Consider the following 20,649-nt stretch of genomic DNA (forward strand, 5'->3'; position numbering starts at 1 on the left):
AGCCAGGACGAACGTTGTTGTCTGGTGTGCGGCGGGCAGACCGAACCGGCTCCGCTCGACGGTAAACGCGACCAGCGGCGCTGCGTCAGTCCCGACTGCGCCGGACGGGAGTGGTGGGTGCAACTGACGCGCCGCCACCAATGAGGCGGTTAGCGGCGACGGGCAACGGGTAGAGAGACACCCATGGCCACAGTTGACGTGTCTGTCTCCTCCGACCAGTCACCGCGCGAAGCCTGGGCGCTGGCATCCGACCTCGACCGCTTCGGTGAATGGATGACGATCTTCGGCGGCTGGAAGAGCGAGGTTCCGGCCGAGGTCCAACTGGGCACGAAGGTGTCCTCACTGATCAAGGTCAAGGGTTTCCGCAACGTCATCCACTGGGAAGTGACCAGCTTCGAGCTGTTCAAACGCCTCGAGATGAGGGGCAGCGGCCGGGGCGGCGTGCACATCGCGCTGGATATGACGATCAGCGACAACAACCCGGGCTCCACGTTCCACCTGGTCGCGCGCCTGACCGGCGGGCTGCTCAACGGCCCGGTCGGGTCGCTGGTGGCCAGGGTGCTCGAATCCGACGTGCGCAGGTCCGTGGAGAACCTGGCCTCGCTGCGTCCGGTGTGAGTCCCATGCCCGCCGGCCTGCTGATCATCGGCAGCGGTCCCGCCGGTGTCAGCGCCGCGGAAGCGTTTCGCGAACACCGCCCGGACGCACCCGTGCGCATCTTGACATTTGACCCGGACCCGCCCTACGCGCGTCCTCCGCTGAGCAAGGAGTTTTTGCGCGGGGACGACGACGACATCGCCCTGCACCCGCCGCAGTGGTACCGCGACCGGTCCATCGAGGTGATCCATGGGGTGCGGGTCGAAGCCGTGGACGTCGCGCAGAAATCCGTGACGGCCGGGGACCGTCGCTTCGAGTACGACACCTTGGTGTTGGCCTGCGGCGCCGCGCCGGTGCCGTTACCGGTGCCCGGCTCCGAGTTGGCTCTGCAGTTACGGTCGGCCACCGACGCGGTGACCTTGAAGGCAGCGGCGAAGCGCGCGGAGACCGCGGTGGTGATCGGTGCCGGCTTCATCGGATGCGAGGCGGCGGCTTCGCTTGCCGCGCAGGGCATTTCGGTTGACCTGGTGGCCCCCGATCCGGCGCCTCAGGTCAAGCGCCTGGGCCACGAGGCCGGTCAGCGGGTGCGGCAACTGGTCGAGCGCGCCGGGGTGCGTTACCACCCCGAGTCGACGGTGAAGGCATTGGAGAAGAGCGCCGACCGCACCGCGGTGCTGCTCGAGGACGGCACCCGCCTGGTAGCAGACCTGGTGCTGGCCGCCACCGGTGTCGCGCCGCAGAGCGGTCCCGCCGAGGCCGCCGGACTCGACGTGCGGGATTCCCGGATCGTGGTGGGCAGCGATATGCGCACCTCTGCCCCCGATGTTTTCGCCGCGGGCGATCTCGCCTTCGCCTTCAACGACACCGCCGGGCGTCATCTCGCCGTCGAGCACTGGCAAGACGCCGTCGACCAGGGCAGCATCGCCGGGACGGTGGCCGCCGGGGAAGCAGCTCGGTGGGATTCGGCGCCGGGGTTCTGGAGCACCATCGGCGAAGCCACCATCAAGTACCACGCGTGGGGTGACGGGTTCTCGGATGCGAGGCTGGTCGAGCACGGCAGCGGATTCACGGTCTGGTACACCGACGACGGAGGCGCCGCCGTCGGGGTGCTCACCTACCACGCAGACGACGACTACGACGCCGGCAAAGAGCTGATCGAGCAGGCAGCGGCACCGCCGCGGTGACCGTTCGGTTTACCTGCCAGCGCAGTGGGTAATATGCGGCTTTATTAGCTGATCTTGACCGTGAGAAAGCATGCGCACCGAATTCCACCAGCACCTCGATGACTTGGCGTCCAACCTGGCGAGGATGTGTGCGCTGGCAGGTGGCGCAATCGAGCGGGCCACGCATGCGCTGCTGCAGGCGGATCTGGAAGCCGCCGAAGATGTCATCACGCAACTGGACCAGCTGACCACCATGAAAAATCAGGTCGAGCACGACGCCTTCCAATTGCTGGCCCTGCAGTCCCCCGTCGCGTCCGACCTGCGGGCCGTCGTCGGCGCCTTGCAGACCTCGGCCGACGCCGATCGGATGGGCGGTCTGGCCGCACACGTCGCGCGCATCGTCCGTCGCCGTCATCCCGCCCGGGTCCTGCCCGAAGAGGTGGACGGATACTTCGCCGAGATGGGTGAGGTGGCGGTCGCCCTGGCCCGCAGTGCACAAGAGGTGGTGCTCTCCGGCGATGTGGGGCGGGCGAAACAGATCCTGCAAGACGACGAAACCATGGACAGCCTGCACCGGCACCTGTTCACGGTCGTGCTGGGGGCGGACTGGCGCCACGGGGTGGCCGCGGCCGTGGACCTGGTGCTGCTGGGCCGGTTCTACGAGCGGTTCGCCGACCACACCGTCGACATCGCCCGGCGGATCATCTTCCAGACCACCGGCTCCAAGCTCACCGACTCCCCACCGCCGGCCGAATAACGGAACCTCACCCGCCCTGGGTGGAGGCCCTGATCACCAGTTCCGGTTGGAACACCACATGATCCGGGCGGTGGTTGGCCGGATCTTCGGCGGCGTCGATCAGCAGGTCCACCGCGGTGCCGCCGATCCGGGCGGTGGGCTGGCGGATCGAGCTCAGCGGGATCACCGCAGACCGGGCGAAGTCGATGTCGTCGTAACCGACGAGGGCGATGTCCTCGGGCACCCGGAGGTCCCCGATCAGCGTCAGCGCCTGCAACACACCGATGGCCAGCAGGTCGTTGGCACAGAACACGGCGTCCGGGCGCAGCCTCGCCGGCCGGTCACGCAACAGCTCTCCGACGGCGCGGCCCTCGAGCACCGTCAGGGCCGGAGTGCTGATCACCTCGAGCTGCGCGCCGGGAATGGCGTCGACGGCCTGCTGGGCGCCGGTCCGCCGATCACGGACCTGCCGCAGCTCGGCGGGCCCGCCGACGAAGGCGATCCGGCGACGGCCGACCTCGCCGAGGTGCGCCACCGCCATCCGCGCGCCGGCGATGTCGTCGACGGCCACCGAATCGAAGGGGGTGCCGCTGCCGTCCCGGTCGACGAGCACCACCGGCGTACCGCGCCGTTGCAGCGCGGCCAGCCGGCTCAGGTCGTCGCCGATCGGTGAGACCAGCAGGCCGAACACCCGCTGCTCGTCGAAGGTGTCGATGTAGGTGCGTTCGCGGTGGGGGTCGTCATCGGAGGTGCCGAGCAGGATGGTCAGGTCGAGCTCCCCCGCCCGGTGCTCGGCGGCACGCGCGATATCGGTGAAGAACGGGTTGCCGACGTCGAGTACCACCAGCCCGACGCTGCGGGACCGGCCCGCCCGCAGCTGACGGGCCACGTCATTGCGGACGAAGCCGAGCTCGTCGATCGCCGCCTGGACACGCGCCACCGTGGCAGGTGCGACCTTGCCCGGAGCGTTGAGGACGTTGGAGACGGTCCCGATCGACACCGAAGCGGCCGCGGCCACGTCACGCATGCTCACCACGCGACCATCACACCAGATGACTTCAACCGACGGCAGCCGCCTGGGGTTCGAAGCGCCGCACCGGGAAGCGGGTGGCCACCAGGGCCCGCAGCGATTCCAGGTCACCGGTCACCAAGCCACGCGCTCGCGCGGTCAGCAGCACATTGCCCAGCGCGGTCGCTTCGACGGGGCCCGCCAGCAGCGGCATCCCCAGCCGGTCGGCGGTGAGCTGGCACAGCAGTTCGTTCTGTGAACCACCGCCGACGATGTGTACCTCGCTGACGTCCACACCCGTCAGCTCCGCCGCGGTGCGCACCGCGCCGGCAAACGCCGCGGCCAGGCTCTCCACGATGGCCCGCACCATCGCGGCGGGGCCGTTCGGTGCGGGCAGGTCGCGCTCGGTGTACCACTGCGCGATCCGACCGGGAATGTCGCCGGGTGGCAGGAAACGAGGGTCGTCGGTGTCGAAAACCTCAGCGGGTCTGGGCATTTCGGCGGCCTCGGACAGAAGGACACCGAGTTCGAGGCGATGCCCGTCGCGGTCGAACTGGCGCATGGTCTCACTGAGCAGCCACATGCCCATGACGTTGTGCAGGAACCGGATCCGGCCGTCGGTGCCCACCTCGTTGGTGAAGTTCGCCTGCCGCGCCGCATCGGTGACGACGGGAGCGGGCAGCTCGACACCCACCAGCCCCCACGTGCCACAGGAGATGTAGGCGGCCCGCTCCGAACGCATCGGGATGGCGGCAACTGCGGAAGCGGTGTCGTGCGAGGCCACCGACACCACTTCGGCGCTCACCGGCAGGCTCAGCCGGGCACGGACGTCGGCCAACAGCGGCCCGCGCACACTGCCGGCCTCCACCAGCTCCGGCAGCAGCGATGTCGGCAGGCCCAGCCGCTGCATCAGCTCGGTGTCCCACGCCCCCTCCAACGTCAACAACGCTGTGGTGGAGACGTTGGTGCGTTCGGCGGCGCGGACACCGGTGAGCCAGTAGTTGATCAGGTCGGGCACCAGCAGCGCGGTGTCGGCCAGATCGAGCAGCCCGTCGGCCTTCTCCGCGGCCAGCTGGTAGACGGTGTTGAACGGCAGGAACTGAATACCGTTGCGACGGTAGAGCTCCTCGGGGCCGATCTGGGCGTGCACCAACTTCACACCGCGCGAGGTGCGCTCGTCACGGTAGTGGTGCGGCGTCGACAACAGCCGGCCGTCGCGCAGCAGGCCGTAGTCGACGGCCCACGAGCACACACCGATACCCGCCAGGTCCGGCGCCTCGTGTCCGGCCGCGGCCAGACCTTCGCCGACGTTGCGGTAGAGACCCGCGATATCCCAGTGCAGAGCGTCGCGGCGGCCGTTCCACAGTGACACCGGATCGTTGGCGAACCGGGCCACCGACCGCATCTCGAGCCGGTCCGGCCCGACCTCGGCGAGCATCACCCGACCGCTGGTGGCCCCCAGGTCGACCGCGGCGACGGACCCCGTCATCGCAGGAAGGCGGCGGCCACACCGGCGTCCACCGGCACGTGCAGCCCGGTGGTGTGGGAGAAGTCCGACGTGCACAACGCGAACGCCGCGTTCGCGATGTTCTCCGGCAGCACCTCACGCTTGAGCAACGTGCGCTGCGCGTAGTACTTGCCCAGCTCCTCTTCCGGAACCCCATACACCGCAGCACGTTTGGCGCCCCAGCCGCCGGCGAAGATGCCGGATCCGCGCACCACACCGTCGGGGTTGATGCCGTTGACCTTGACCCCGTGCTCGCCCAGCTCGGCGGCCAGCAACCGAACCTGGTGCGCCTGATCGGCTTTGGTGGCGGAGTAGGCGATGTTGTTGGGGCCGGCGAACACCGAGTTCTTACTCGAGATGTAGATGATGTCGCCGCCGAGCTTCTGGTCGATCAGCGCTTTGGCGGCCGCTTTCGACACCAGGAACGACCCGCGGGCCATCACGTTGTGCTGCAGGTCCCAGTCCGCGGCCGTGGTCTCCAGCAGCGACTTCGACAGCGACAGACCGGCATTGTTGACCACGATGTCGATGCCACCGAAGGCCAGCACGCAGGCGTCGACGGCGGCCTGCACGGCATCCTCGTCGGTGACGTCGGCGGCGATCCCGACGGCGACGTCGGAGTTGCCGATCTCCTTCGCGGCTTCGGCAGCCTTGTCGGCGTTCAGGTCGGCGATGACGACGCAGGCGCCTTCGGCGGCCAACCGGGTGGCGATGGCCTTGCCGATACCCGAGGCCGCACCGGTGACCAGCGCGATGCGCGTGGCCAGCGGCTTGGGCTTCGGCATCCGCTGCAGTTTTGCCTCTTCCAGCGCCCAGTACTCGATGCGGAATTTCTCCGACTCGTCGATCGGGGCGTAGGTGGAGATGGCCTCGGCGCCGCGCATCACGTTGATGGCGTTGAGGTAGAACTCGCCGGCCACCCGCGCGGTCTGTTTGTCCTTGCCGTAACTGAACATCCCCACGCCGGGGATCAGCACGATCGCCGGATCGGCGCCTCGAATCGCTGGGCTGTCGGCGTCGGCGTGCCGGTCGTAGTAGGCCTGGTAGTCGGCGCGGTAAGCCTCGTGCAGTTCGGTGAGCCGCTCGCGGCACTTGTCGACCGGGGCGTCGGCGGGCAGGTCCAGCACCAACGGCTTGACCTTGGTGCGCAGGAAGTGGTCGGGACAGCTGGTACCCAGCGCGGCCAGTCGCGGATGTTCGCTGCTGGCAAGGAATTCGAGCACCCGGGGGTCATCGTTGAAATGACCGACCTGCGCCTTGTCGGTGGACGCCAGACCGCGGATGAACGGGGCCAGCTCGGCGGCCTTGGTGCGCCGCTGTTCGTCGGGCAGGGCCGCGTAGCCCTCCAGTGCGCCGCCGAAGGGCTGCGGTTTCCCGTTGGCGTCGATGTAGCGCTGCGCGGTCTCGATGATCTCCAGCGAATGCGCCTCGGCTTCGGCGGAGGTGTCACCCCACGCCGTGATGCCGTGACCGCCGAGGATGGTGCCGATGGCCTGCGGGTTGCGCTTCTTGATGTCTGCGATGTCGAGGCCGAGCTGGAATCCGGGACGCCGCCACGGCACCCACACCACGCGGTCACCGAAGATCTGCTTGGTCAGCGCCTCACCGTCGGCGGCGGTGGCCAGCGCGATACCGGAGTCCGGGTGCAGGTGATCGACATGGGGGGCGTCGACGAGACCGTGCATGGCGGTGTCGATGGACGGCGCCGCGCCACCCTTGCCGTGCAGGCAGTAGTCGAACGCCGCCACCATCTCGTCTTCGCGTTCCACGCCGGGGTAGACGTTCACCAGCGCGCGCATCCGGTCCAGCCGCAGTACCGCCAGGCCCTTCTCGGTGAGGGTGCCGAGGTCTCCCCCGGAACCCTTGACCCACAACAGTTCCACGGGCTCGCCGGTGACCGGGTCGGTCTCGCTGCCCTTGGCCGAGGTGTTGCCACCGGCGTAGTTGGTATTCTTCGGGTCAGAGCCCAGCCGGTTTGACCGGGCGATCAGGTCTTGGACGGTCTGGTTGGTCATGTTTCTCAGGCTCCCCACGAGGATTGGGTTCCGCCGACACGTTCGGCGTTGATGGTGTTCTGGTATCCGGATTCGGCGAAGGCACGCATGGGGTCCTCCGGCAGCCCCCGTTCGCTGCGCCATTGAGCCAGCGTGGGACGGACATCGGTGTAGAAGGCGTCCATGAAGATTCCGTTGGCGCCCAGCACGTCACCGGTCTCCTGCGCTGTGGTCAGCGCCTCGGTGTCGACCAGCAGGGCGCGCGCGGTCATCTCCTGGACGTTGAGCACCGAGCGGATCTGCCCCGGGATCTTGGCTTCGACGTTGTGGCACTGATCCAGCATCAGCGCCAGATCCGACCCGCTCTCCAGCCCACCGCCCCGGATCACCTCGAACATGATGCGGAACAGCTGGAACGGATCAGCGGCCCCGACGATCAGGTCGTCGTCGGCGTAGAACCGTGAGTTGAAGTCGAAGGAACCCAGCTTCCGGAGCCGCAGCAGCTGAGCGACGATGAACTCGATGTTGGTGCCCGGCGCGTGGTGGCCGGTGTCCAGGCAGACCTTGGCCCGGTCTCCCAGTGCGCTGACCTGTGCGTAGGACGTGCCCCAGTCCGGGACGTCGGTCATGTACATGGCCGGCTCGAAGAACTTGTACTCCAACACCAGGCGCTGCCCTTCGCCGATGTGCTGGTAGATGGCGGCCAGCGATTCGGCGAGCCGGTCCTGGCGGCCGCGGATATCGCCCTGGCCCGGATAGTTGGTGCCGTCGGCCAGCCAGATCTTCAGATCCCGCGAGCCGGTCTGGTCCATGATCTCGATACACGCCAGATGGTGATCGATCGCCTTCTGCCGCACCATCTTGTCGGTATGGGTCAGGCTGCCGAACTTGTACTCGTCGTCCTGGAAGGTGTTGGAGTTGATGGTCCCCAGCGCCACCCCGTGCTCGCGGGCGTAGGCGCCCAGCTTGGTGTAGTCGTCCACCTTGTCCCACGGGATGTGCAAAGCCACCACGGGCGCCAGCCCGGTGAAGCGGTGCACCGTGGCGGCGTCGGCGATCTTCTCCTCGATGGTGCGCGGCGTGCCCGGTGTCCCGAACACCTTGAAACGTGTCCCGGAGTTACCGAACGCCCACGACGGGAGTTCGATCGCGAGGTTGTCGAAGGTCTCGCCAGTGAAGGTTTTCTGCGTCACTTCAGACCACTGCCTTTCCGGCCGCCGGATCCTGCACCGGTTGGCCATAGCGCTCGATTTCGATCTGCTGCAACGTCTTTCCCTGCGTCTGGGGCGCCCAGATGGCCCCGATGATCAAGGCTACCGTCAGCAGACCGACCAGCAACAGGCCGACGACCGTCAGGCCGGTGGCGGCCAGCAGGGTCGGGAAGAAGTAGCTCAGCAGGCCCGTCGCGGTACGCACCGCGAAGAACATCACGCCCTGGGCGCTGGCCCGGTACGGCGTGGCGAACAGCTCACTGGTCCACAGGCTGTAGAAGGCCTGCGCGCCGAGGCCGGACGAGATTCCCCACAGCACCGCGAAGATCAGCATGGTGGGCACGCCGCCGTCGGTGAAGGCCACCAGGACGATCCAGCCGACGATTCCCAGCGCGGCGCCACCGATGTAGAGCTTCTTCTGCGACACCCGGTCGCCGTAGCGCATGAAGCCGAAGTAGGTGGCCAGCACCGTGCAACCCCACACCAGCACCTGCAGCAGGTTCTGCGCCACCGGGCTGTGCAGGCCGGCGGTGTCGTAGACGCGGGGCATGAAGATGCCGGCCTGGCCGGCGACGGTGTTCCAGAACAGGTAGATGCCGCCGAGGAAGAGCAGGGCGGTGATGTTGACCTTGCGGGAGAACAGGCCGCGCAGACCGCGGGCGCCCAGGGTCACGGACGCTTCGGCTTTCCCTTCTTCGGACCAGATCTTCGACTCTTCCAGCCCCTGGCGCACCCACCAGACGATCGCGGCGACCACGAACAGGTGCAGGAAGATCAGCCGGGAACCGAGCAGGCCCATCGGGGCCAGGGCGGCGGCCAGCGCGAAGCCGATCAGCGGGCCCACCGACCAGGCCAGCTGCGCGGTACCGACGTGCTTGGCGCGCTCCACCGAGGGCGCCTGTTCGGCGATGTAGGTCCACGATGCGGGCACACCGGCGCCGACGGCGATACCGGTCACGATGAACGCCACCAACAGCATGGTGAAGTTGACGGCGAAGGCGGCCAACAGCACGCCGGCCATGTAAACCAGCAGATCGTAGGTGTAGATCGCCTTGCGGCCGAAGCGGTCGCACAGGGGTCCGCCGAGGATGGCGCCGATGGCCGCGCCGAAGGCGTTGGCGCTCAGTGCCGCCAGCAACCCCACCGCGAAATTGCTGATGCCGAATTCGGCCTGCCAGAACGCGAGGCTGGTGGCGATGGCGATGATCGAGCCGGCCTCGATGTAGTTCGACATGGCGACGGCGATGGTGGCCCGCCAGCCGGTCGTGGAGCGTGCTCCGATTTTCATACGATGTCCTCTGGTCTCAGTAGGCGGTGGGGATCAGGTGTCGGTTCAGGCGAGATGGAAGTAGTGCTGTAGCGGGCGCATGGCCTCATCAGGGTGGGCACTGTCCTGGAAGTACTGGCTCATACCGGCCTGCCACTTGGAGTTGACGTCGGTGGCGGCCATGGCCCGCTGCGCGGCCTCGAAGTCCGGCGTCTCGAGGTACCCGACCACCAGGCCGTCGTCAGGCCGGACGAACAGCGAGTAGTTGCGCCAGCCGGCCGCACGGAGTGCGTCGAGCATCTCCGGCCACACCTCTTCGTGGGCGTGCAGGTAGTCCTGCACACGGTCGGGTTTCAACTGGAGGAGAAAACAGACCCGCTGAATCGCGGTGTCCGGCGTCGTCGACGTCTCCGGCATCCCAGCCCCTTCGCTGTCTGAAGATTGAAACGTTTCAATCCCGTGAGTACGGTCACAGTAGAACGCTCGCTGTGGTTCGTCAAGATCCCTGGTCGGGCGGTGCAGATCGACGGTGGGGCCCACCGCACCGACGGCCGACCGCGCGTACCGTCGACTACATGGTCAGCCTCGACGGTGTGCGCGAGAGCCTGGGGCGGGGCCTGTTCGGCCTGGTTGCCGGCCCCGACGGCCCCTCCAACCGCGCCCGCATCCACCAGACGCCGGGCCCACGCTGGTTCGCCGAGGACCGGCCCATCCGCCGGGTCCACGGCGACGCGTCGATGTTCGTCGGCGGCTTGCGCGCGCTGCTGCTGCAGTCGTTGCATCCCCTGGCGATGGCCGGCGTCGCCCAGCATTCCGATTACCGCGGCGATCCGTGGGGTCGGCTTCAACGCACCAGCACCTTCCTGGCGGTCACCACCTACGGCACCGCGGTCGATGCCCAGCGCGCCGTGGACAAGGTCCGCGGCATCCACCGCCGCGTCCATGGCGCCGCCTCTGACGGCACGCCCTATGAAGCCTCGGACCCGCATCTGTTGGAGTGGGTGCACATCGCCGAGATCGACAGCTTCCTGACGGCGTTCCAGCGTTACGGCGCAACACCTTTGGACCAGGCTGGCCGCGACGGGTACGTCGCCGACACCGCCCGGATAGCCACCGCACTGGGCGTCGCGGATCCACCGCGCACCGAAGCTGAACTGGCACAACGCATTCAGCAGTTCCGGCCCGAGCTGCGCGGCACCGCCGAGGCACGCGATGCGGCCCGGTTCCTGCTGTTGACCCCGCCGCTGCCTCTGGTGGCCCGCGGGCCCTACGCCGCGCTGTCGGCAGCGGCAGTGGCCATGCTGCCGTCGTGGGCCCGGTTTCCGCTGCGGCTCCCGTATCTGCCGCTCACCGAAGCGACCACGGTGCGATGGTCCGGCCAGGTACTGGTCGGCGGTATCCGCTGGGCGATGGGCCCACGCTGAATCACACCGGAATGCTTGTGCCCGTTTCCTTTTCAGCAAAGGCCACCACACGGGCGGCCAGCTCGTAGTCGCACGCCACAGCGGACCGCCCGATCAGGACCGGTCCGCCCCGCAGGCCCATGATGCCGTCGACGCCGACATAGCTGCCGGGGGGAATCGGCTCACTGATGCAGTACAGCGTCGGCGCCGCACCCTGATCGATGTCATTGGCCAACCGGTCCCCCACCGCTTTGACGCCTCGGTGCACCAGCGCCATGGGCCCGCTGTCGGCGACATTGGAGATGTTCGACGACACCCAGCCCGGGTCGGTGAGCTGACTGGTGACCGGCGAGCCCGCCACGCGCAGCCGCCGGTCGAGTTCCAGCCCCCACAGCATCGTCGCCAGCTTCGACCGCGAATAAGCCCCCATCACCGTCCACTTCGCCGTGCGCAGGTGCATGTCCTCCAAGCGCAGCGTCGCGCGCTTGTGAGCCTCTGAGCCCACCGTGATGATCTGCGAGCGAATTCGCGGCAACAGCAGATTCGTCAACGCGAACGGACCGAGCAGATTGGTGGCGATCGTCGTCTCGAAACCGTCGGCGGTGTCGCGGCGGTGCTGCGTGAGCCCGCCCGCGTTGTTGATCAGGATGTCGATATCCCCGGCGAGCGCGTCCGGAAACGCCCGAACCGACGACAGATCGGCCAGATCCAGGTGGAGCACCTCGGTGGAGCCGCCGATCTCGGTGGCCCGCTGGGCGCCCAGCGTGGTGTTGCGCACCGCCAGGATCACGTGCGCACCCGCGTTCACCAGCGCGCGGGCCGTGGCCAGACCCACTCCGTTGGTGGCACCGGTGACGATGATGCGCTTGCCTGCCAAGTTGCCGAGGCGGCTCGGCGACCAGTGTGCTGACACGGTGCCCACACTAGCGTCCGCGACTCGCCCCACACCCGGAGAAACGCCCCAGAGCACGCAAAAACGTTGCAGATGACGACTTTTGAACTGTCAATAAACAATCGAATCGCCGAGCTCGGCGGTAACACTCAGCGCCGCAGCGCGGCTGTTACGCTGAGTCGGTCGCGGGTTCGTCGTGCACCACCGTAGGTGGTGCCGTTCGCGAAGGGCTACTTAGCCGGCAGGAGCGTGCGTATCGCTCACAGTATTACGGACCTTCCGCGGTTGGCCATCTGTGACCGGGCAACCGGATCCGGTGGTGTCGACGGCGCTTGGTGGCCGGCGGCACAGGATCTGAGCACCGCGTTACCGGACCTGGTTTCCGTTGTGGGTTCGTGGATCGGGCCGGTCCGTCGCGTCGTGTACGACCACCGAATGTGGCCGCCCGCACCCGCGCGCATCATCCGCGGCGACACTTCGGTGGCCGTCGATCCGTACCGTTTGCGGGCCAGCGACACCGTGCTGCTGCTCGGCACCCATTCCCGCGACGCCGTGCTGTTCGTCGTACCGGCAGCAGAACCCGAGGCCACCGCCAGGTGCGTCCTGACTGCGGTCGCGAACTCAACCCAACCGATGACCGTTGCGATGGTCAGGCGGCTCCTGCGACCTCATCCCGATATCACGTTGCATCCGTGATCGCACCACTTCTCCATTCAGGAAAGAGCTCATGAGCCGATTCACCGACACCATGTCCAGCAATGCGACCGACGAACGCGGAATGGTGACCGGTGAACCGGGTGCACCCGTTCGGCGCACCTGGCGCGAAGTTCACGACCGGGCATGCCGCGTAGCCGGTGGCCTGAGCGGCGCCGGTGTGAGCCGCGGCGCCGCCGTTGCCGTCCTGGCTGGGGCACCTGCGGACATTGCCCCTGTTGCACAAGGCATTTGGATGCGCGCAGCCAGCCTCACCATGCTGCACCAACCCACGCCGCGCACCGATCTGCAGCGATGGGCCGAGGAGACTGCCGGCGTCATCAAGCTGATCGAGGCCGACGTGGTGGTCGTGTCCGAGCCGTTCCTGGCGGCGGTGCCCATCCTCGAGGCACTCGGTCTGCGCACTCTCACCGTCGAGCACCTCTTGAATTCTTCTGCTGCGGAGCCATTGCCGTCGGACGAGGACGATGTGGCCTTGCTGCAGTTGACATCCGGCTCGACAGGCCCGCCCAAGGCGGTGACCATCACGCACCGAAACCTGTTCGCCAACGCCGAAGCCATGTTCGCCGGAGCGGAATACGACCTGGGCACCGACGTGATCGTGAGCTGGCTGCCGTTGTTCCATGACATGGGGATGACGGGATTCCTGGTGGTGCCCATGCTTTTCGGGGCCGAGCTGGTGAAGATCATGCCGATGGACTTCCTGACCGATATCCTGTTGTGGGCCAGGCTGATCGACAAGTACCGCGGCACCATGACCGCGGCACCCAACTTCGCCTATGCGCTGCTGGCCAAGCGGCTGCGTCACGCGGACCCGGCTTCGCTGGATCTGTCTTCGCTGCGGTGGGCGTTGTCGGGAGCCGAGCAGGTGGAACCCGCGGACGTCGAATCGCTGTGCGCCGCGGGCGCTCCGTTCGGACTGCGGGCCGAAGCGATCCTGCCCGCCTACGGCATGGCGGAGACCACCGTCGCGGTGTCGTTCTCGGCGTGCGGTGGCGGACTGCAGGTGGACGAGGTCGATGCCGACATCCTGGCGGCACTCGGCCGCGCTGTGCCGCACACCAAAGGCCACATGCGGCGGCTGGCGCGCCTGGGGCCGCCGCTGCCGGGACTGCAGGCGCGGATCGTCGACGAAGATGCCGCAACGCTGCCGATCCGCGGAGTCGGCGTGATCCAGGTGCGCGGGGACTCCGTCACGCGTGGCTACCGGACGGTGGCGGGCGCGATGGCCACCCAGGACTCGCAGGGCTGGTTCGACACCGGAGACCTCGGCTACCTCACCGAGGACGGCCAGCTGGTGGTGTGCGGGCGGGTGAAGGACATCATCATCATGGGCGGGCGCAACGTCTTCCCCACCGACATCGAGCGCGCTGCAGCGCGGGTATCGGGCGTACGGCCCGGCTGCGCTGTCGCTGTGCGGCTGGAGTCCGATCAGCGGGAGAGCTTCGCAGTGGTGGTCGAGTCGAAGTCCCACGACGACCCCCAGCGGGTCCGCGCCATCCAGCATCAGGTGGCCCACGAAGTCTTCCTCGAGACCAACGTGCGCCCGCGAAACGTCGTCGTCCTCAGCCCCGGCATGATCCCCAAAACCCCGTCGGGGAAGCTTCGGCGAACCGAGGCCCGCTCGCTGGTTGCCTGACGGCCCGCCGACGTCGCCTGCTAGGCCAGCCTCGGGGGATCTGAAAGAATTCCGGCACTATGCGAGTTGACGGGCGGGAGATCGCCGTTTCGGGCAGCTTGCTGCAGCCACTGACCCGACGCACCAATGACATCATCCGGCTCGGTTTCGCCACCGCATTCCTGATCTTCGTGGTGACCAGCTCGCTGATCACCCGCAACGAATGGGAGCAGCTGGAACGGTCCATCTCCGAGATCGTCGGCGTGCTCACCCCCACCCAGTCGAACCTGGTCTACCTGGGTTATGGCGTGGCCATCCTGGCGCTGCCGTTCGCCATCCTGATCGGGCTGATCGTCGGCAGGCAATGGAAACTACTCGGCGCGTACGCAGCCGCCGGGGTGGTGGCCGTGCTGTCGCTGTCGATCACCGGCAACGGCATCGCCGCACCGCGATGGCACTTCGACCTCTCCGACCGGCTGGACACCCTGCTGTCTCAGTTCCTCGACGACCCGCGCTGGATCGCGATGCTGGCCGCGGTGCTGACCGTCTCCGGGCCGTGGCTGCCCGCGCGGTGGCGGCGCTGGTGGTGGGGGCTGCTGCTGGCGTTCGTCCCCATCCACCTGGTGGTCAGCGCCGTGGTGCCCGCCCGGTCGTTGCTCGGGCTGTCGGTCGGCTGGTTCGTCGGGGCGTTCACGGTGCTGGTGGTGGGAACCCCCGCACTGGAGGTGCCCCTCGACGGCGCGGTGCGCGCCCTGGCCCGCCGCGGTCTCGCGGTGACGGGGCTGACGGTGGTGCGTCCGGCCGGGGCGGGACCCTTGGTGATCTCGGCCTTCGGGCCCGACGAACCCGCCGTCGTCGAGTTGTACGGCCCCAATCAGCGAAGTGGGGGCGCGTTGCGCCAATTCTGGCGATGGGCGCGCCTGCGCAAACGGGAGATCGCCCCCTTGCACGCTTCCCAGCGGCGCGCGGTCGAACACCGGGCCCTGATGGGCATTGCCATCGACGACATCGGCGTGGCCAACACCACCACGATCGCCGTCGCCGACCTCAACCGGGGCTGGACACTGTATGCCCACACGCCGGCGCGCGGCGTGCCCATCGAAGAATGCACCAGCCGCGACACCGCGGCCAGCGCGTGGGCCTCCCTGCGGCAGCTGCACGACCACGTGATCGCCCACGGCGATCTGCGGACCAAGGAGCTGACCGTCGACGAGGGCGCCACCCTCTTCGGCGGCTTCGACAGCGCCGAGTTCGGGGCATCCGATGTGCACCTGCAAGCCGACATCGCGCAGTTGCTGGTGACCACCACGCATCTCTACGGTGCTCAGCCCGCTGTGGCCGCGGCGATCGCGGCCTTCGACTCCGACGCGGTGCTCACCGCCTCACGCCGGCTGACCAAGGCTGCGATGCCCTCGCGGCTGCTCAAGGAGATTCCCGACGACAAGGCGGTGATGGCCGACGCCCGTGACGAGGTGATGCGCCAGACCGGCGCCGACCAGATCAAGAAAGAGACCATCACCCGGTTCACCCGCAATCAGCTGATCCAGCTGGTCCTGCTGGTCGCACTCGTCTACGTCGCCTATCCGTTCATCAGTACCGTGCCGGCCTTCTTCGACGAGCTGAGCAACGCCAACTGGTGGTGGGCAGTGGCCGGCCTGGCGATCTCGTCGCTGCGCTACACCGGTGCGGCAGCGGCGTTGTGGGCGTCCGCGGCGGGATTGGTGAGTTTCTGGAAGCTCACCTTGATGCAGGTAGCCAACACCTTCGCCGCTACCACCACCCCCGCCGGCGTCGGCGGCCTCGCGCTGTCGACGAGGTTCCTGCAGAAGGGCGGTTTGGGTGCGTTGCGCGCCACCACCGCGGTGGCACTGCAGCAGTCGGTTCAGGTGATGACGCACATCGCGCTGCTCATCGCGTTCAGCCTCGCCGCGGCCGTACCGGCCGACCTGGCGAAATTCGTCCCCGACGCCACCGTGCTGTACCTGATCGCGGGTGCGGCACTCGGGCTGGTCGGGGTGTTCATGTTCGTGCCGAAACTGCGCCGCTGGCTCAAGGACGCCGTCCGGCCGCGGCTCAACGAGGTGCTCAAAGACCTCAAAGACCTGGCCCGCGAGCCCAAAAGGCTGGCGGTGATCGTGCTGGGTTGTGCCACAACCACACTCGGGCAGGCGTTGGCACTGTGGGCCAGCGTCGAGGCGTTCGGCGGTGACGCCACCTTCGTGACCGTCACGGTGGTCACGATGGTGGGCGGAACACTGGCCTCGGCGGCCCCGACACCGGGCGGAGTGGGCGCGGTGGAAGCCGCTCTGATCGGCGGCCTGGCCGCGTTCGGTGTGCCCGCCGCCGTGGCCGTTCCGTCGGTACTGCTCTACCGGGTGCTCACCTGCTGGCTGCCGGTGATCGTCGGTTGGCAGGTCATGCGCTGGCTGGGCAAGAACGAGATGATCTGACAGTGGCGCACATCAGCCGCGGCCGCACCAGCTGCCAGCCGACAAGCGATCTGGGACGTGCTCGCCGATTTCGGAGCGCTCAGCGGATGGGCAACCACTGTCGAGCGCATGCCTCGGATTTGACCACGGTGACGCTCACCACCACCGTCTCGGCCCAACAGTCCGGCAAGCTTCTCGCCGGGCTCGCAGCACAGTGGAAGGACACCTATGTCGCCTGACCGTCCCGACATCGTGATCATCATGACCGATGAGGAACGCGCCATCCCACCCTACGAATCCGACGAGGTGCGGTCCTGGCGCGACCGCGTGCTGACGGGACGAAAGTGGTTCGACGATCACGGGGTTTCGTTCACCCGGCACTACACCGGATCGTTGGCGTGTGTGCCGAGTCGTCCGACCATCTTCACCGGGCAGTACCCCGACCTCCACGGTGTCACCCAGACCGACGGCATCGGCAAGCGTTACGACGACTCGCGGCTGCGCTGGCTGCGCGCCGGTGAAGTGCCAACCCTTGGGAACTGGTTCCGCGCAGCCGGATACGACACCCACTACGACGGAAAGTGGCACATCTCCCACGCCGATCTCACCGATCCCGACACCGGCCGGCCGCTGGCCACCAACGACGACGCCGGCGTGATCGACCCCGCCGCCGTACAGCGCTACCTCGATGCCGACCCACTGGCGCCGTACGGGTTCTCCGGCTGGGTGGGACCCGAGCCGCATGGTGCTGCCCTGTCCAACAGCGGGTTTCGCCGCGACGGCCTGTTCGCCGACCGCATCGTCGCGTGGCTGAACGACCGTTACGAGCGCAGACGCGCGGGCGACGAACCTGCCCTGCGCCCCTTCCTGCTGGTGGCCAGTTTCGTCAATCCCCACGACATCGTGCTGTTTCCGGCGTGGACGCGACGCAGCCCGGTGGTGGCTTCACCGCTTGATCCGCCCCCGGTTCCGGCACCACCCACCGCGAACGAAGATCTGTCGACCAAACCCGCAGCGCAGATCGCCTTCCGTGAGTCCTACTACTCCGGATACGGCCCGGCTGCCGCAATCAGCCGGACCTACCGGAAGAAGGCGCAGCGCTACCGGGATCTCTACTACCGCCTGCACGCCGAAGTCGACGGTCCACTTGACCGGGTGCGCCGCGCCGTCACCGAGGGCGGGTCCGAAAATGCCGTGCTGGTGCGTACTTCCGACCACGGCGACCTGCTGGGGGCGCACGGTGGCCTCCACCAGAAGTGGTTCAACCTCTACGACGAGGCCACCCGCGTGCCATTCGTCATCGCGCGGATCGGCGAGCAGGCGACGCAACCGCGCACCGTGTCAGCGCCGACATCACACGTGGACCTGGTGCCGACGTTGTTGGCCGCGGCCGGCGTGGACGTTGGTGCGGTGGCGTCGGAGTTGGCCGAATCATTCTCCGAGGTCCATCCCCTTCCTGGTCGCGATCTGATGCCGGTGGTGCACGGCGCTGCAGCCGACGAGGACCGCGCGATCTACCTCATGACCCGGGACAACGTCCTCGAGGGCGACACCGGCGCTTCCGCGAGTGCGCGCCAGCTCGGCATCACCTCCAATCCGCCTGCGCCACTGCGTATCAAGCTGCCTGCGCACGTCGCCGCGAACTTCGAGGGCCTGGTGGTACGCGTCGACGATGCCGCGGCACCCGGGGCCGCCGGACACCTGTGGAAACTGGTGCGGTGTTTCGACGACCCCGCCACCTGGACCGAACCGGGCGTACGGCACCTGGCCGCCACCGGGATGGGCGGGCCGGCCTACCGCACCGATCCGCTCGACGATCAGTGGGAACTCTACGACCTCACCGCCGACCCGATCGAGAGTGTGAACCGCTGGACCGATCCCTGCCTGCTCGAGCTACGCACGTACCTGCGCACGCGGCTGAAGCAGTCCCGCGCGGCGTCGGTGCCGGAACGCAATCAACCGTGGCCGTATGCGGCTCGGCAGGCACCCGAGGCCAAGAGTCTGTTGCGTCAACTCTGGGAGCGATTCACCTAGTGCCCGCCTTTGAGCGACTTTTCAGCGACTCGGAGGTAGTTGTGGATTCGGTGATGCTGAGGGGAGCTGGGCGGTGGTCGCGGGGTTGTAGTGCGGGCGTGCCCGCCTGGGAGCGACAATTGAGCGACAGTAAAAGGGTTCTGCTGCTTACCTTTTCGCGAAGGTTTTTTGTCGGTGGTGGTCGGTATGGTCGGGGCATGTTCCCCCAGTTACCGACGATGATCGACGAGTTGCGAGGTGGCAGTGATGCCGCCCCGGTCGTCGATGCCGCGGTGAGCTGGGCTCGGGTGGCCGCCGCCGCGGAAGCACAGCGGTTGGCGTTGTTGGCGGAGTGGGCCGCGCGGTGGCTCGCTGATGCCGATGAGGACACCTGCCTGGGTGCCGTGGATGACGAAGACGACGTGGTGGCCCAGATGGGGATCGCCTTCGGCATCTCGGCGCGCTGGGCGTTCAACGATCTACAAGTCGGCGCCGCGATGCGAGACCGCTTCCCCCAACTCGCCGCCCTGTTCCACCGTGGGGAAATCTCCGCGCGGGTGATGGCCACCGTGGTGGAACGCACCCTACTGGTGGTCGACGACCAGGCTCTGGCCAACATCGATTCCGCGTGCGTCGAGGCCGCCACCACGTGCGGGTGGAGCGGGCTGTCGTACTACAAGTTGAAGAACGCCGTCGATGTGTGGGTCGAACGCTTCGACCCGGATGCGGTGCGGCGGGTCCGTAACACCGTGCGCGGGCGTGGAGTCACCGTGGAGCACACCGACGACAAGGCCGGCATCACCACCCTCACGATGCGGTTGACCAAACCCGGCGGCGCCCTGCTGATGGGCAAACTGCGCACCATGGCCAAAGCGGTGTGCCCCAATGATCCCCGCACGCTGGACCAGCGGCTCGCCGACGCCGCCGAAGCCCTCGGCGCTGATGCCGATCACCTGAAATGCCTGTGCGGCTCCGAGATCTGCCCCGCGGCCGCCGAGGACGGGGTGGCCTCGCGGTTCGTGGTGCACATCTACGCCGACGCCCCTGCGCTGGAGGGTGACCCCGATCCGCTGATCCACGGCGAAGGCGTGTTCCCCACCGGCCCCACCAACGTCACCATCACATACCCCACCAAGGACACCAAGCCTGCTGTCAGCAAGCCCGAGCAGGCTGACGCAGCCGAGCCCAGCGCCGGCGACGATCCCGCGACACCGCACGGGCAACCGGTGCACCCGGACCCGGGCCAGGACCAGGACCAGGAGCCGCCGTCGTCGGCTCCGCGGCACTGCCCGGCTCCTACCGACCGAGAAGCCGAGCTACCGGCAGCCGAGGAGCCCGGGTCAGAGCCCGCGGCCCCAGAAGCGCCAGCGGCTGACGAAATCATCTCTGCCACACCAGCTCCCAAGACGGGCCCTGCGCCGGGGTTCATCCCCGGCTACGGGGTGGTGCCGAATGCGTTGATCGCGGCCCTGATCGCCGCCGGTGCCGAAGTCCGCCACATCAAGACCCCGGCGGTCGACCCGACCGAGAGCTACCGCGTCCGCGCCGCGGATCGCGAATTCGTGCAAGCCCGTGACCTGACCTGCCGGGTTCCGGGTTGCGACCGCCCCATCCGCGACGCCGACCTCGACCACACCATCCCCTGGGGCGAGGGCGGGCCCACCCATGCCTCCAACCTCAAGGGCCACTGCCGCCATCACCACCTGATCAAAACCTTCCGCGACGGCTGGTCCGAAGTCCAACAACCCGACGGCACCGTCCTCTTCACCACCCCCACCGGCCACACCTACACCAGCATCCCGCTGAGCCGCATCCTGTTCCCGAGTGTGAACACCAGCTCGGCGCCGGTGCAGCGGGGCAGCCCGAGACAAGAAGCGGCCGCCGACAAGTCGGTGAAGATGCCGAAACGAAAACGCAGTAAAGCCAAAGACCGCGCCTACCGCATCGCCGCAGAGCGCGCACTCAACGCTGCCCACCGCGCCAGCGGTGGCACCCCCACCCACCGCGCGGCCACCCCCAAAGACAACTGGGGCTACCGCCTCTTCTTCGAAGACCACACCCAAAACGCCGACCCCAACGACCCACCGCCCTTCTGA

Annotated in this window: 16 protein-coding genes; 9 read left to right on the forward strand and 7 right to left on the reverse strand. The window is 67.8% G+C overall.

Going from position 1 to position 20,649, the window contains the following annotated elements:
• Positions 1-183 precede the first annotated feature (183 nt).
• From NL241_RS25755 to phoU, 3 genes are all read left to right on the forward strand, one after another.
• Complete coding sequence (locus tag NL241_RS25755; protein ID WP_487696601.1) at positions 184-618, forward strand: type II toxin-antitoxin system Rv0910 family toxin; 435 nt, start codon at positions 184-186, stop codon at positions 616-618.
• 5 nt (positions 619-623) lie between these two features.
• Complete coding sequence (locus tag NL241_RS25760; protein ID WP_494395407.1) at positions 624-1,781, forward strand: NAD(P)/FAD-dependent oxidoreductase; 1,158 nt, start codon at positions 624-626, stop codon at positions 1,779-1,781.
• A 70-nt stretch (positions 1,782-1,851) separates the two neighbouring features.
• On the forward strand, positions 1,852-2,517 hold the full coding sequence (phoU, locus tag NL241_RS25765; protein WP_487696603.1) for a phosphate signaling complex protein PhoU: 666 nt from the start codon (positions 1,852-1,854) through the stop codon (positions 2,515-2,517).
• A gap of 7 nt (positions 2,518-2,524) precedes the next feature.
• Here phoU and NL241_RS25770 read toward each other — a convergent pair whose 3' ends face one another.
• The 6 genes from NL241_RS25770 to NL241_RS25795 are packed head-to-tail and all read right to left on the reverse strand — an operon-like array spanning position 2,525 to position 9,901.
• The gene (locus NL241_RS25770; protein WP_487696662.1) at positions 2,525-3,523 is read right to left on the reverse strand and encodes a LacI family DNA-binding transcriptional regulator; all 999 of its coding nucleotides are present in this window, start codon (positions 3,521-3,523) and stop codon (positions 2,525-2,527) included.
• A 31-nt stretch (positions 3,524-3,554) separates the two neighbouring features.
• Complete coding sequence (locus NL241_RS25775) at positions 3,555-4,994, reverse strand: rhamnulokinase (RefSeq protein ID WP_494395408.1); 1,440 nt, start codon at positions 4,992-4,994, stop codon at positions 3,555-3,557.
• The gene (locus NL241_RS25780) at positions 4,991-7,027 is read right to left on the reverse strand and encodes a bifunctional aldolase/short-chain dehydrogenase (RefSeq protein ID WP_487696605.1); all 2,037 of its coding nucleotides are present in this window, start codon (positions 7,025-7,027) and stop codon (positions 4,991-4,993) included. Before NL241_RS25780 ends, NL241_RS25775 begins: the two co-directional genes overlap by 4 nt.
• Before the next feature lie 5 nt (positions 7,028-7,032).
• Positions 7,033-8,199, reverse strand: coding sequence for an L-rhamnose isomerase (gene rhaI / locus NL241_RS25785; protein WP_487696606.1), 1,167 nt, complete (start codon positions 8,197-8,199; stop codon positions 7,033-7,035).
• 1 nt (position 8,200) lies between these two features.
• The gene (locus tag NL241_RS25790) at positions 8,201-9,505 is read right to left on the reverse strand and encodes an MFS transporter (protein WP_487696607.1); all 1,305 of its coding nucleotides are present in this window, start codon (positions 9,503-9,505) and stop codon (positions 8,201-8,203) included.
• Positions 9,506-9,550: 45 nt separating this feature from the next.
• Entirely contained in the window at positions 9,551-9,901 is a 351-nt protein-coding gene (locus NL241_RS25795; RefSeq protein WP_487696608.1) for an L-rhamnose mutarotase, read from the reverse strand.
• 158 nt (positions 9,902-10,059) lie between these two features.
• Here NL241_RS25795 and NL241_RS25800 point away from each other — a divergent pair, with 158 nt between their 5' ends.
• Entirely contained in the window at positions 10,060-10,908 is an 849-nt protein-coding gene (locus NL241_RS25800) for an oxygenase MpaB family protein (protein ID WP_487696609.1), read from the forward strand.
• Between the two features lies 1 nt (position 10,909).
• Here the strand turns inward: NL241_RS25800 and NL241_RS25805 are convergent, their stop codons facing one another.
• Entirely contained in the window at positions 10,910-11,800 is an 891-nt protein-coding gene (locus NL241_RS25805; protein WP_494395409.1) for an SDR family NAD(P)-dependent oxidoreductase, read from the reverse strand.
• A 264-nt stretch (positions 11,801-12,064) separates the two neighbouring features.
• Here NL241_RS25805 and NL241_RS25810 point away from each other — a divergent pair, with 264 nt between their 5' ends.
• From NL241_RS25810 to NL241_RS25830, 5 genes are all read left to right on the forward strand, one after another.
• On the forward strand, positions 12,065-12,475 hold the full coding sequence (locus tag NL241_RS25810; protein WP_487696611.1) for a DUF5994 family protein: 411 nt from the start codon (positions 12,065-12,067) through the stop codon (positions 12,473-12,475).
• Positions 12,476-12,506: 31 nt separating this feature from the next.
• Positions 12,507-14,132, forward strand: coding sequence for a fatty acyl-AMP ligase (locus NL241_RS25815; protein WP_487696612.1), 1,626 nt, complete (start codon positions 12,507-12,509; stop codon positions 14,130-14,132).
• Between the two features lie 59 nt (positions 14,133-14,191).
• Positions 14,192-16,561: a lysylphosphatidylglycerol synthase transmembrane domain-containing protein gene (locus NL241_RS25820; protein ID WP_487696613.1), complete on the forward strand. Its 2,370-nt coding sequence runs from the start codon at positions 14,192-14,194 to the stop codon at positions 16,559-16,561.
• 207 nt (positions 16,562-16,768) lie between these two features.
• A complete protein-coding gene (locus NL241_RS25825) occupies positions 16,769-18,574 on the forward strand; it encodes a sulfatase-like hydrolase/transferase (RefSeq protein ID WP_494395410.1) in 1,806 nt (601 codons plus the stop codon).
• 197 nt (positions 18,575-18,771) lie between these two features.
• Positions 18,772-20,649, forward strand: a complete 1,878-nt coding sequence (locus NL241_RS25830; protein ID WP_494395411.1) for an HNH endonuclease signature motif containing protein — start codon at positions 18,772-18,774, stop codon at positions 20,647-20,649.

Source organism: Mycolicibacterium sp. SMGY-1XX (assembly GCF_059132455.1).